The sequence below is a fragment of the Plantibacter sp. CFBP 8775 genome (assembly GCF_014839505.1).
In the GTDB taxonomy this organism is placed as follows: domain Bacteria; phylum Actinomycetota; class Actinomycetes; order Actinomycetales; family Microbacteriaceae; genus Plantibacter; species Plantibacter auratus.
Window position 1 is genome coordinate 1,985,356 of the sequence record NZ_JACYNV010000001.1, and the last position, 12,093, is coordinate 1,997,448.

The following is a 12,093-nucleotide window of genomic DNA, read 5'->3' on the forward strand; positions in this document are numbered from 1 at the left end:
CGCCGGTGTCGGACGCCGCTCGTAGACTGGACGCCGTGGCGAACAGCACCGGACAGACCCTCCAGCAGGCATCGACCGAGGCCGAGGAACTCACCTCGCGCATCCTCGAGCTCCGCGACGCGTACTACGAGCGCGACGAGTCGCTCGCCTCCGACGAGGAGTACGACGCGATGCTCCGGCGGCTCGAGGAGCTCGAGCGTCTGTTCCCCGAGCTGCAGAGCCAGGACAGCCCCACCCAGACCGTCGGCGGGCGTGCCGAGACCACGCTGTTCGCCCCCGTCACCCACCTCGAGCGCATGCTCAGCCTCGACAACGTCTTCTCGATCGAGGAGTTCCTCGCCTGGGCCGCCAAGGTCGAGCGCGACGCCGGAGGGTCCGTCCAGTACCTCTGCGAACTGAAGATCGACGGCCTCGCCATCAACCTCCGGTACGAGCGCGGCCGCCTCGTGAGCGCGGCCACGCGCGGCGACGGCGTCGTCGGCGAGGACGTCACGGAGAACGTGCGGTACATCCGTTCGATCCCCGATCGCCTGACGTCGTCCGACCCCGAGGTCGAGTTCCCGGAGGTCGTCGAGGTCCGGGGCGAGATCTTCTTCCCGGTCGAGGCCTTCCGCGAACTGAACGCCAACCAGGCGGCGGCCGGTGAACGGGTCTTCGCCAACCCGCGCAACGCGGCGAGCGGTTCCCTGCGCCAGAAGGCGGAGAGCAAGAACCCGGCCCAGCTCGCACTCATGCACGACCGGCTCGGCCGACTGCAGATGCTCGTCCACGGCATCGGCGCGTGGGAACAGCCGCCCGTCGCCCGGCAGTCACAGGTCTACGAGTTGCTGCACAGCTGGGGGCTCCCGACCTCCTCGCACTACCGGGTCCACGACGAGGCGACCGGTGCGGCGGAGTTCATCGAGTACTTCGGCGCCCACCGCGACAGCGTCGAGCACGAGATCGACGGCGTCGTCGTGAAGGTCGACGATCTCGCGCTCCACGGCGAGCTCGGCGCGACGAGTCGTGCTCCGCGATGGGCAATCGCCTACAAGTACCCGCCCGAGCAGGTGAACACGAAGCTCCTCGACATCGTCGTGAGCGTCGGGCGCACCGGTCGCGCCACCCCGTTCGCCGTCATGGAGAAGGTGCTCGTCGCCGGCAGCGAGGTGCGTCAGGCGACCCTGCACAACCAGGACGTCGTGAAGGCGAAGGGGGTGCTCATCGGCGACACCGTCGTCCTCCGGAAGGCCGGCGACGTCATCCCCGAGGTCCTCGGCCCGGTCGTCGAGCTCCGCGACGGTTCAGAGCGCGAGTTCGTCATGCCCGAGCACTGCCCCGAGTGCGGTACCACCCTCGCCCCCGCGAAGGAGGGCGACATCGACCTGCGCTGCCCGAACGCGCGGAGCTGCCCGGCGCAGGTGCGCGGACGCGTCGAGCACATCGGCTCCCGTGGCGCGCTCGACGTCGAGGCGCTCGGCGAGGTGGCGGCAGCGGCGCTCACCCAGCCGGTGGAGCCCGCCGAACCACCGCTGACGACCGAGGCCGGACTCTTCTCGCTCACGATGGCCGACATCTTCCCGGTCACCGTGATCGTCCGCGACAACGAGACCGGGCTGCCCAAGCTCAACGAGGACGGATCCGAGAAGCGCGTCACGCCCTTCCGCCGCCGACGCGCCAAGAAGGACGGCGTGTACGACCCGGCCGCGGACGAGTTCGACGGCGACGAGTCCTCGGTGCCGTCCAAGAACGCGATCGAACTCCTCGCCAACCTCGACGGCGCGAAGACCCGCCCGCTCGCCCGGTTGCTCGTGGCACTGAACATCCGCCACGTCGGCCCGGTGGCCGCCCGGTCACTCGCGGAGTACTTCGGCTCGCTCGACGCCATCCGTGCGGCCACCCGCGATGAGCTCGCGGAGGTCGACGGCGTGGGCGGGATCATCGCCGACGCCCTCATCGCCTGGTTCGAGGTCGACTGGCATCGCGAGATCGTCGAGGAGTGGACTGCGGCGGGCGTGCAGTGGGCCACACCCGGACACCCTGGGCCTGGCGCGGCGGTCGCGGCCGGTGGTGTGCTGTCCGGTGTCACCGTCGTCGCCACCGGTTCGCTCGAGGGCTTCACCCGGGAGGGTGCGCTGGAAGCGATCGTGCAGGCGGGCGGGAAGGCAGCGTCGAGCGTCTCGAAGAAGACCGACTTCGTCGCCGCCGGCCCGGGTGCCGGGTCGAAGCTCGCGAAGGCCGAAGCACTGGGTCTGCGGATCATCGACGCCGAGCAGTTCGCCCTGCTCGTCTCCGAGGGTCCGGCGGCGCTCGGCGAGCCGGACGCCCCGGCCGAGGATGAAGCCGAGGGCGCAGCGTCCGCCGACGAGGTGCCGACGGACTGACCTCAGTCCTTGTCGGCCTGCAGCAGCTCGTCGCGGACCTGGCGCCGCAACACCTTGCCGATGAGCGACTTTGGGAGTTCGTCGACGACGACGACCCGCTTCGGCACCTTGTACGGGGTGAGGATCTCCCGCGCCCAGGCTCGGAGGGCATCCGGATCCACAGTGGCACCGGGAGCCGCGACGACGGCCGCGACGACCTGCTCGCCGGAGTGGGGATCAGGGAGCCCGACGACGGCGGCGTCGGCGACCGACGTGTGTCCGCGGAGGACCTGTTCAACCTCGCTCGGCGACACGTTGAACCCACCGGTGATGATGAGCTCCTTGATCCGGTCGACGACGGTCATGAACCCCTCCTCGTCGATGGACACGATGTCGCCGGTGCGGAACCAGCCTCCTGGGAGCAGGACGGCGGCGGTCTCCTCGGGCTTGTTGTAGTAGCCGTGGAAGACCTGCGGGCCGCGGACGAGCAACTCGCCCGCCTCGCCGGCCGGACGATCGGTCGCCGGGTCGTCGGGATCCACGACGCGCACCTCGGTGCTCGGCAGCGGGAGGCCGATGGTCCCGGGCTTCCGTGCGGTCGAGACCGGGTTCGCGGAGATGACCGGTGAGCACTCGGAGAGCCCGTAGCCCTCGACGAGGAAACCGCCGGACGCAGCTTCGAACGGGACGACGAGGTCGTGCGGCAGCGGCATCGCGCCCGAGATGGCGATCTCGGTGCCCTGCAGTGACACGCCCTGCTCGGTCGCCGCGGTCAGGAGTCGGTCGGCGATGGGCGGGACGGCGGGCAGGAAGGTCGGCGGTCGCTTCTTCATGACCTTGAGGACGAGCGCCGGGTCGAACTTCGGGAAGAGGACGAGGCGCGAGCCCATGCTCATGGCGAACGTCAGGCAGAGCGTCAGGCCGTAGGCGTGGAACATCGGGAGCACCGCGTAGACGACGGCCTCCCCACGCTTGACCGTGGGCACCCAGGCGCGGGACTGCGCCGCGTTCGCGAGCAGGTTGCCGTGGGTGAGTGCGGCCCCCTTGGGCGAGCCCGTCGTCCCGCTCGTGTATTGGATGAGTGCGAGGGCGTCGGTCGCGGGCTTCGGGTGGCTCGCCGGCAGCGGCCCCGAGGTCAGGAGCTGCTCCCACCGCACGGTGCCCGACACCGGCGCGGTGAGCTGAGCCCGTGAGGCTCTCGCCTTCGGGATGGGCAGACGGAGAGCAGCGCGCATGTGGAGCGGCATCGCCCGGGTCACGTCGATCGTCACGAGCGAGTGCACCGCCAGATCGGCCGGGAAGTCCTGCAGGTGCTCGGCGACCTTGTCCCAGACGATCGCGAACGTCGCGCGGTGGTCCTCGAACTGGTGGCGGAGCTCTTGAGGGGTGTAGAGCGGGTTGTGCTCGATGACGACGGCGCCCAGCCTGAGGACCGCGTAGAACGCGACGATGTGCTGCGGGCAGTTCGGGAGCATGAGGGCGACGGGGTCTCCCGCCCGGACACCGAGTGCGCGCAGGCCGGCGGCGGCACGGGCGATGAGCGCCTCGAGCTCCGTGTAGGTGGTGGTCGACCCGAAGAACTCCAGCGCGACGGCGTCCGGGTAGCTCGCGGCGGAGGCTTCGACGAGATCGCCGAGGCTGCCGGTCTGCTCGGGGATGTCGTCCGGCACGTCGGCGGCGTAGCTCGCGAGCCAGGGACGCTCGTGCGGGGGACGGGGACGGCTGCTCGAGTCGTTCTGGGTCACCGTCCCACTGTAGGGGCGGAGCCCGACGGACGACCACGTCCCTGGCGAATAGACTGGAGCGACCGCCACCGCTACACGTACGGGAGACGCATGTCGGAAATCACTACCGAGCAGGTCGCGCATCTCGCGAACCTCGCTCGAATCGCCCTGAGCCAGGACGAGATCGCCCACCTCACGACGGAGCTCGACTCCATCGTGGACAACATCCAGAAGGTGCAGCAGGTGGCCACGCCTGACGTCCCGGCGACGAGCCACCCGATCCCGCTCGAGAACGTGTACCGCGACGACGTCGTCGGCAACACGCTCACGCGGGAGCAGGCGCTGCAGAACGCGCCGGAATCGGCCGACGGTCGCTTCAAGGTCTCGGCGATCCTGGGGGAGGAGCAGTGAGCGGGTTGATCGGTCTCACGGCAGCCGAGCTGTCGAGCAAGCTCCGCGCTGGCGAGGTCTCCAGCGTCGAAGCCACCCAGGCGCACCTCGACCGCATCGCGCAGGTCGACGGCGACGTCCACGCCTTCCTCCACGTGTCGGACCACGCACTCGACGTCGCCGCCGACATCGACGCACGCCGTGCCGCGGGCGAGGACCTCGGCGAGCTGGCGGGCGTCCCGCTCGCCATCAAGGACGTGCTGGTCACGACGGACATGCCGTCCACCTCGGGGAGCAAGATCCTCGAGGGGTACCTGTCACCGTTCGACGCGACCGTCGTCGCCCGGTCGCGTGCCGCCGGTCTCGTGCCGCTCGGCAAGACGAACATGGACGAGTTCGCCATGGGCTCGAGCACGGAGCACTCCGCGTACGGCCCGACCCACAACCCGTGGGACCTCGACCGCATCCCCGGCGGTTCCGGCGGTGGCTCCGCTGCCGCGGTCGCCGCGTTCGAGGCACCCATCGCCCTCGGCAGCGACACCGGCGGGTCCATCCGCCAGCCGGCGCACGTGACCGGCACGGTCGGCGTGAAGCCGACCTACGGCGCGGTCAGCCGCTACGGGGCGATCGCACTCGCCTCCTCGCTCGACCAGGTCGGGCCGGTCAGCCGCACGGTCCTCGACTCGGGCCTCCTCCACGACGTCATCGCCGGGCACGACGCCCTCGACTCCACCTCGCTCCGCGACGCCTGGCCGTCGATGGCCGCTGCGGCCCGCGAGGGCGCGCGCGGCGACGTGCTGCGCGGCCTCCGGGTCGGCGTCGTCACCGAGCTCAACGGTGAGGGCTTCCAGGCCGGCGTGAAGAGCCGCTTCCAGGAGGCGCTCGCGGTACTCGAGGCGAACGGTGCCGAGATCGTCGAGGTCTCCGCTCCGAACTTCGAGTACGCCGTCGCGGCCTACTACCTCATCCTCCCCGCCGAAGCGTCGAGCAACCTCGCGAAGTTCGACTCGGTGCGCTTCGGGATGCGGGTCACGCCCGAGGGTGGCGGCACGGTCGAGCAGGTCATGTCCGCGACGCGCGAGGCCGGTTTCGGTCCCGAGGTGAAGCGACGGATCATCCTCGGCACGTACGCGCTCAGCGCGGGCTACTACGACGCCTACTACGGCAGCGCCCAGAAGGTCCGGACGCTCATCCAGCGCGACTTCGCGGCGGCCTTCGACCAGGTCGACGTCCTCGTGAGCCCGAGCGCCCCGACGACGGCGTTCAAGCTGGGCGAGCGTATCGACGACCCACTGGCGATGTACCTGAACGACGTCACCACCATCCCGGCGAACCTCGCCGGCGTGCCCGGCATCAGCGTGCCGATCGGTCTCGCCCCGGAAGACGGTCTGCCCGTCGGCATCCAGTTCATGGCGCCAGCACGGGAGGACGCCAGGCTCTACCGGGTCGGCGCCGCCCTCGAGGCGCTCCTCGAATCGACGTGGGGGCACACCCTCATCTCGCAGGCACCCGCTCTCGGAGGTCGGTAACCCATGGCCAAGGACAAGCTCCTCTCCTACGAAGAAGCCCTCGAACTGTACGAGCCGGTGCTCGGCTTCGAGGTGCACGTCGAGCTGAACACCAAGACGAAGATGTTCTCCTCGGCGCCGAACGGCTTCGGCGACGCTCCGAACACGAACATCTCGCCGGTCTGCCTCGGTCTGCCCGGGTCGCTCCCGGTCGTGAACGAGCAGGCGGTGCGGTACTCGATCAGCCTCGGGCTCGCCCTCGGCTGCTCGATCGCACCCTCGAGCCGGTTCGCGCGGAAGAACTACTTCTACCCCGACCTCGCGAAGAACTACCAGATCTCGCAGTTCGACGAGCCGATCGCGTTCGAGGGCTCGGTCGACGTCGAGCTGGCGGACGGCACCATCGTGACGGTGCCGATCGAGCGCGCGCACATGGAGGAGGACGCCGGCAAGCTCACGCACATCGGCGGTTCCACCGGCCGTATCCAGGGTGCCGAGTACTCGCTCGTCGACTACAACCGCGCGGGTGTGCCGCTCGTCGAGATCGTCACGAAGCCGATCTACGGCACCGAGCACCGGGCGCCCGAGATCGCGAAGGCCTACGTCTCCGCGATCCGCGACATCGTCGTGGCGCTCGGCATCTCCGACGCGAAGATGGAGCGCGGGAACCTCCGCTGCGACGCCAACATCTCGCTGCGCCCGCGCGGCCAGGAGAAGCTCGGCACGCGTACCGAGACGAAGAACGTCAACTCCCTGCGTTCCGTCGAGCGCGCCGTCCGCTACGAGATCCAGCGGCAGGCGGCGATCCTCAAGGACGGCGGATCCATCGTCCAGGAGACGCGGCACTGGCACGAGGACACCGGTGCCACGTCCGCCGGCCGGCCGAAGAGCGACGCTGACGACTACCGGTACTTCCCGGAGCCCGACCTGCTCCCGGTCGTGCCGTCGCCCGAACTCATCGAGGAACTCCGAGCGGCACTGCCCGAGCAGCCGGCCGTCCGCCGCCGTCGGCTGAAGAGCGAGTGGGGCTTCACCGACCTGGAGTTCCAGGACGTCGTGAACGGTGGTCTGCTGAACGAGATCACGGCCACCGTCGAGGCCGGTGCCGCTCCGGCCGCCGCACGGAAGTGGTGGACGGGCGAGATCTCGCGGATCGCGAACCAGCGCGACGTCGAGGCGACGAGCCTCGTGTCGCCCGAGCACGTCGCGGCACTCGCTGCGCTCGTCGAGGACGGAACGCTCAACGACAAGCTCGCGCGCCAGGTGCTCGAGGGCGTCATCGACGGGGAGGGCACTCCTCAGGAGGTCATCGACGCTCGCGGTCTCGCGCTCGTGTCCGACGACGGGCCGCTGATCGCCGCCATCGACGAGGCACTGGCCGCTCAGCCGGACGTCCTCGCCAAGATCCGCGACGGCAAGGTCCAGGCCGCCGGCGCGGTCATCGGAGCCGTGATGAAGGCGATGCGCGGACAGGCCGATGCGGCGCGTGTGCGCGAACTCGTCCTGGAGCGCGCCTCGCAGTAGCGGCCGCTGCTGCACCATCGGGCCCGTGCCACCGTCGACGACGGCGGCTCGGGCCCGATGTCGTCGGCCAGCGGAAGCCCTGGTGCCGACTGCGGGCCCGGCATACACTTCCGCCATGCTGGTCGAAGGCACCATGCGGTGGCAGGTCACGGAAGACGCTCCGATGGCCCTCATGCTGGCGCTCGCGTTCCGCGACATGGCAGGGCTCGGCGAGCGATGCGTCGCGCAGCTTCCCGCAGTCACGCCGGGGCTGGAGCGGGTCGACGTCGCCGGCCTCGACCTCGACGCGCTCGCGGTCCAGTTCGACGGCTGGTGGACCGGGATCGCCCGTCGGGACACGCGCCTCTTCATGGCCGAGGTCCGTCCACCACACTTCGAGGTGTTCGATCGAGCCCTCGACCTGCAGGAGCTCGCCTATCGGGCGTACGACGAGGCGTACCGATGGGCGTCGGCCCGTATCCGTGAGTACGAACGCGCGCTCGCAGGGCGATCGCCGAGCCGTCTCACCGACGTCTACGAACTCATCCGCGAGCGTCAGTTCGAGTTGCGTCGGCAATCCAGCTCGTTCCGGTTGGACCTCGAGGTGCTCCCGATCTGCCGACCGGGGGCCTGGGTGGTCGCGCCCGACACGATCGTGGTCAGTGAGTCGCTCCGGGATGACCGGGAGGCCTTCCGCGAGTGGCTACGGCCGCTGGTCCACGGCCTGGTCTGATCCGTTCGCGACGCCCTCGACCGGCCGACGGGTCGGGTTCAGGAGCACGACCGCGATGATCGAGCCGAGAGCACCTGCAGCCGCCATGGTGGCGGTGAGCGGGTGGGAGATCTCCGCGAAGGGCATGATGAATGCGCTCGCGAGCGCGATCCACACGGCGACGTGCGCAGGCTTGCGCTCCGGGTCGAGGCGCAGCTTGCGGGGGTGCTCGACGCGGCCGAGGAGTGTGCCGACGCCCGCGAGCAGGACCGCGACGACGAGCAGCACGACCGGTCGGGTCCACCACCATGCCGCGCTCAGCGGTTCCGCGAAGGGGATGCCGAGGGCGAGCTGGAGACCGGCGACCGCGATGATCAGGGGGAGATGCCAGAGGTACACCGTCATCAGCCGGGACCCGATGAGGAAGACGACCGCTCGCGCGGCGCGGGTCCGCATGATGGCGGTGAGCAGCGGGTGCACCAGGGCGAGCAGGGCGAGCTGCCCGACGCCGAGGACGACGAGGGGGAGGGTCGGTGGGTTGAGGTTGCCGAGCATGCTGGTCGAGTACGGCAGCCAGGTCGTGATCGGCACGAGCGCACCGTAGGAGACCAGCACCACGGCCACGAGGACGAGGCGAGGGACGGTGCGGAGACGACCGTCGGCCAGGAAGAACCCGAACTGCTGCAGCAGCGGCCAGACGAACACCAGGTTGACGAGACCGATGCCCAGGAGGCCGGTCGAGTACCGGACGACGTCGACGAGGATCACGCCGGCCAGCAGTGCCGCACAGGTCAGGACGGGGTGGCGGTCGTGGCAGGTGGCGAGGAACGGGGCGACCGCCTGGCACAGCAGGTAGGCGGCCAGGAACCAGAGCGGGGACCCGACGCCTGCGGCGACGGCCTCGATGATGGCGGGGTCGACACCGAGCGCCCCGGCGAGCCACAGCCCCGCGGCGAGGAAGAGCAGGACCGGGATCGTCGGCAGGGCGAGTCGGAAGACTCGGGACCGGAGGAAGTCCCTCGTCCCGCCACCATGTCGGACGGTGCTGCGCCAGCCGGTGATCGTCGCGAAGCCGCCCACGATGAAGAACAGCGGCATGATCTGGCCGAACCAGGTACCCGTGTCGAACCAGGGTTGCTGCTCCAACGCGCGGGAGATGCCGATCGTGCCGTCCGGCTCGACCGCCACCGCGACCATCAGGAGGTGGACGATGACGACCGTCACGACGCACGCGACGCGCACGAGGTCGAGGGCGAGGTCCCGCCCGGAGAGGTCTGGGACCGCCGGGGCCGACCCGGTCCGCGTTCGCGTGCTCATCGCCGGACAGCCTAGCGTCGCCGAGCCCTCCCGCCCTGGCCCCTGTGGAGAGCGTGTCGGAGGCGACTGCGACAATGGAGTCATGAGTCGGCAGGATGGAGCGTCTCGTCGCGTCTCGGCGCACGATGCCGACGACAGCGGTACCCCCATCCTCCACGTCGACATGGACGCGTTCTTCGTCTCGGTCGAGCTCTTGGAACGGCCCGAGCTGCGCGGTCTGCCGATCATCGTGGGCAACAAGGAGGGGCGGTCGGTCGTCACCTCCGCCAGTTACGAGGCTCGCCGGTACGGCGTGCGCGCGGCGATGCCGGTGTCCCAGGCGATGCGCCTCTGTCCGAGCGCCGTCGTGTTGCCGCCCCACCACGGCAGGTACCGCGAGTACTCCGACCGGGTGATGGAGGTGTTCGAGTCGGTCACACCGCTCGTCGAGCCGCTGAGCATCGACGAGGCCTTCCTCGACGTCTCCGGTGCGGTCCGGTTGCTCGGGAGCCCGCGGACGATCGCCGCGCTCGTGAAGCAACGGGTCCTCGACGCGACCGGTCTGCCGTGCTCGGTCGGCCTGGCGTCGACGAAGTACGTCGCGAAGCTCGCCTCCGGCCTGTCGAAGCCTGACGGCCTGCTGGTCGTGCCCGCCGACGAGACCCTGGCGTTCCTCCATCCGTTGCCGGTCGGTGCGCTGTGGGGCGTCGGTGGTCGGACGGAGGAGCAGCTGACGAACCGGGGCATCCGGACCATCGGTCAGCTCGCATCCACCCCGCTGTCGATGCTCCAGCGCGCGGTCGGTGAGGCCTCCGGTCGCCGACTCCTCGAGCTCGCGAACGGGATCGATCCGCGCGGCATCGAGCTGGCACGACGCGAGAAGAGCGTCAGCCACGAGGTGACCTTCCCGACGGACGTCTCGGACCCGACCATCCTCAAGCGCGAGCTGCTGAACCTCGCCGGCCTCGTCGCGATCCGGCTCCGGAAGGGCGGCTACGCCGGCCGGACGATCAGCATCCGCGTCCGCTATGCGGACTTCAGCGTCATCACCCGGTCGCGCACCATCGGCGAGGCCACGAACGTCGGGCGTCGGGTCTACGACGAGGCGGCGTCGCTGTTCGACGACCTCGATCGCGGCGGACGCCTCGTGCGCCTCGTCGGGGTGAAGGTCGACCAGCTCGTCCCCGCCGATGAGGCCGGTGCCGGGCTCTGGGACCCGGACGAGGAGTGGCGTGAAGCCGAGCAGACGATCGACCGGGTCGCGAGCCGGTTCGGCGATCTCGCGATCGCTCCCGCCTCCCTCCTCGGCAAGCCGAGACGTCGCGGACTCGGCAGTCGCGGAGACTCGCAGGGTGCTGGGAGCACGGATCAACCCCTTGGACCGGTGGATACCGAGCGGTAGCCTCGCGGTATGACGAATCTCGTGGAGAAGCTGGCAGAACAGGCGAAGGGGCTCGGCGTGTCCGCAGCCTACGGGGAGCAGCAGGACGTCGACGGCACGAAGCTCGTGCCCGTCGCGCTGACGTACTACGGCTTCGGCGGCGGCTCCGAGGGCGACGGCGACGACGCCCCGAGCGGCGGTGGCGGCGGTGGCGTCTCGATCCCGGTCGGTGCCTACATCAAGACCGACGAGGGTCTCCGTTTCGACCCGAACCTCATCTCGCTCATCGCCGTCGCGATCCCGTTCATCTGGGTGAGCGGCAAGGCGCTGGCCGGCCTCATCAAGGCCCTCAAGAAGTAGCCCTCTCCGTCGAACCCCTGTCGTGCGACTGCGCACGGCAGGGGTTAGACTCGTGCCACCACGGGAGTCCGGTGAACCGGGCTGAGAGGAAGGTATTCGCCTTCGACCGTCGAACCTGATCTGGATCATGCCAGCGCAGGGAGACCATTTCTCGCTATCCCGTGCTCTTTTCCGTCTACAGGAAGGGCACGTATCGTGTCAGCATCGACCAGGATCTCACCCTCTGAACGCGCTGCGTCGCGGACCTTGCGCTGGAGGGTCGTCGACATCGTCGTGGTCGCCGTGCTCGGCGTCGCGACCGGCCTCATCTTCTGGGCGTGGAACACGCTCGGATCACTCTGGTACGCGGGTGCCAGCGCCGTCACGCCCGGTTTCGGCGGGATCGCCGTCGGGATCTGGCTCCTCGGTGGGGTGCTCGGCGGACTCATCATCCGGAAGCCCGGCGCTGCGCTCCTCGTCGAGACCATCGGAGCGATCGTCTCCGCCCTCATCGGCAACGCATGGGGTGTCACGACGGTGTACTCCGGCCTCGCTCAGGGCCTGGGGGCCGAGCTGGTGTTCGCGGCGCTCGCGTACAAGCGCTTCGGCCTCGTTCCGGCGATCCTCGCCGGTGCCGGAGCCGGGGCCGGCGCATGGCTCCTCGAGCTCGTGATGTCGGGCAACCTCGAGAAGGGTGTCGAGTTCAACGCGATCTACCTCGGTTCCCTGCTGGTCTCGGGCGCGATCCTCGCCGGTGTCGTCGGCTGGGCCCTTGTCAGGGCACTCGCGTCGACCGGGGCGCTCAGTCGGTTCGCCTCGGGGCGGGACGCTCGGCGCGAGGTCTGATCGTGCCGGGAACGGCTGCGACCGGTCCGGCGCGCGTCGTCGCGCGGGACTG

At 69.9% G+C, this 12,093-nt stretch carries 10 protein-coding genes and 1 riboswitch; of the genes, 8 read left to right on the forward strand and 2 right to left on the reverse strand.

The window, feature by feature from the left end; all coding sequences use genetic code 11:
• Positions 1–35: 35 nt before the first annotated feature.
• Positions 36–2,363 (forward strand): NAD-dependent DNA ligase LigA, encoded by a 2,328-nt coding sequence (ligA, locus tag IFR14_RS09420; RefSeq protein WP_191940898.1) that lies wholly within the window; start codon positions 36–38, stop codon positions 2,361–2,363.
• A gap of 2 nt (positions 2,364–2,365) precedes the next feature.
• On the opposite strand, the gene IFR14_RS09425 is transcribed toward ligA, so the two are convergent.
• Positions 2,366–4,087 carry a long-chain-fatty-acid--CoA ligase gene (locus IFR14_RS09425; protein ID WP_342365674.1) on the reverse strand — a complete coding sequence of 574 codons (1,722 nt, stop codon included), beginning with the start codon at positions 4,085–4,087 and terminating at the stop codon, positions 2,366–2,368.
• A gap of 90 nt (positions 4,088–4,177) precedes the next feature.
• On the opposite strand from IFR14_RS09425, the gene gatC reads away from it, so the two are divergent.
• The 4 genes from gatC (at position 4,178) to IFR14_RS09445 (ending at position 8,200) form a co-directional block, all read left to right on the forward strand.
• Complete coding sequence (gene gatC / locus IFR14_RS09430) at positions 4,178–4,477, forward strand: Asp-tRNA(Asn)/Glu-tRNA(Gln) amidotransferase subunit GatC (protein WP_064295120.1); 300 nt, start codon at positions 4,178–4,180, stop codon at positions 4,475–4,477.
• A complete protein-coding gene (gatA, locus tag IFR14_RS09435) occupies positions 4,474–5,985 on the forward strand; it encodes an Asp-tRNA(Asn)/Glu-tRNA(Gln) amidotransferase subunit GatA (RefSeq protein WP_064295121.1) in 1,512 nt (503 codons plus the stop codon). Before gatC ends, gatA begins: the two co-directional genes overlap by 4 nt.
• Before the next feature lie 3 nt (positions 5,986–5,988).
• Positions 5,989–7,488 carry an Asp-tRNA(Asn)/Glu-tRNA(Gln) amidotransferase subunit GatB gene (gene gatB, locus IFR14_RS09440; protein WP_064295122.1) on the forward strand — a complete coding sequence of 500 codons (1,500 nt, stop codon included), beginning with the start codon at positions 5,989–5,991 and terminating at the stop codon, positions 7,486–7,488.
• Positions 7,489–7,603: 115 nt separating this feature from the next.
• A complete protein-coding gene (locus tag IFR14_RS09445; protein WP_191940900.1) occupies positions 7,604–8,200 on the forward strand; it encodes a hypothetical protein in 597 nt (198 codons plus the stop codon).
• Here the strand turns inward: IFR14_RS09445 and IFR14_RS09450 are convergent.
• Positions 8,171–9,496 carry an acyltransferase family protein gene (locus IFR14_RS09450; RefSeq protein WP_191940901.1) on the reverse strand — a complete coding sequence of 442 codons (1,326 nt, stop codon included), beginning with the start codon at positions 9,494–9,496 and terminating at the stop codon, positions 8,171–8,173. The genes IFR14_RS09445 and IFR14_RS09450 overlap by 30 nt on opposite strands.
• Positions 9,497–9,578: 82 nt before the next feature.
• On the opposite strand from IFR14_RS09450, the gene dinB reads away from it, so the two are divergent.
• From dinB to IFR14_RS09465, 3 genes are all read left to right on the forward strand, one after another.
• On the forward strand, positions 9,579–10,877 hold the full coding sequence (dinB, locus tag IFR14_RS09455) for a DNA polymerase IV (protein ID WP_079705685.1): 1,299 nt from the start codon (positions 9,579–9,581) through the stop codon (positions 10,875–10,877).
• Between the two features lie 9 nt (positions 10,878–10,886).
• Positions 10,887–11,216, forward strand: coding sequence for a hypothetical protein (locus tag IFR14_RS09460; RefSeq protein WP_079705686.1), 330 nt, complete (start codon positions 10,887–10,889; stop codon positions 11,214–11,216).
• Positions 11,217–11,266: 50 nt separating this feature from the next.
• Positions 11,267–11,375: riboswitch (TPP riboswitch) on the forward strand.
• Between the two features lie 36 nt (positions 11,376–11,411).
• Positions 11,412–12,041: an ECF transporter S component gene (locus IFR14_RS09465; RefSeq protein WP_191940902.1), complete on the forward strand. Its 630-nt coding sequence runs from the start codon at positions 11,412–11,414 to the stop codon at positions 12,039–12,041.
• The last annotated feature ends 52 nt before the right edge of the window (positions 12,042–12,093 follow it).

Excerpts from the sequence above, each read along its gene's own strand:
- IFR14_RS09450 (WP_191940901.1), bottom strand. The coding sequence starts at position 9,496 with ATGAGCACGCGAACGCGGACCGGGTCGGCCCCGGCGGTCCCAGACCTC.
- gatB (WP_064295122.1), top strand. The coding sequence starts at position 5,989 with ATGGCCAAGGACAAGCTCCTCTCCTACGAAGAAGCCCTCGAACTGTAC.
- dinB (WP_079705685.1), top strand. The coding sequence starts at position 9,579 with ATGAGTCGGCAGGATGGAGCGTCTCGTCGCGTCTCGGCGCACGATGCC.
- gatC (WP_064295120.1), top strand. The coding sequence starts at position 4,178 with ATGTCGGAAATCACTACCGAGCAGGTCGCGCATCTCGCGAACCTCGCT.
- IFR14_RS09445 (WP_191940900.1), top strand. The coding sequence starts at position 7,604 with ATGCTGGTCGAAGGCACCATGCGGTGGCAGGTCACGGAAGACGCTCCG.
- IFR14_RS09460 (WP_079705686.1), top strand. The coding sequence starts at position 10,887 with ATGACGAATCTCGTGGAGAAGCTGGCAGAACAGGCGAAGGGGCTCGGC.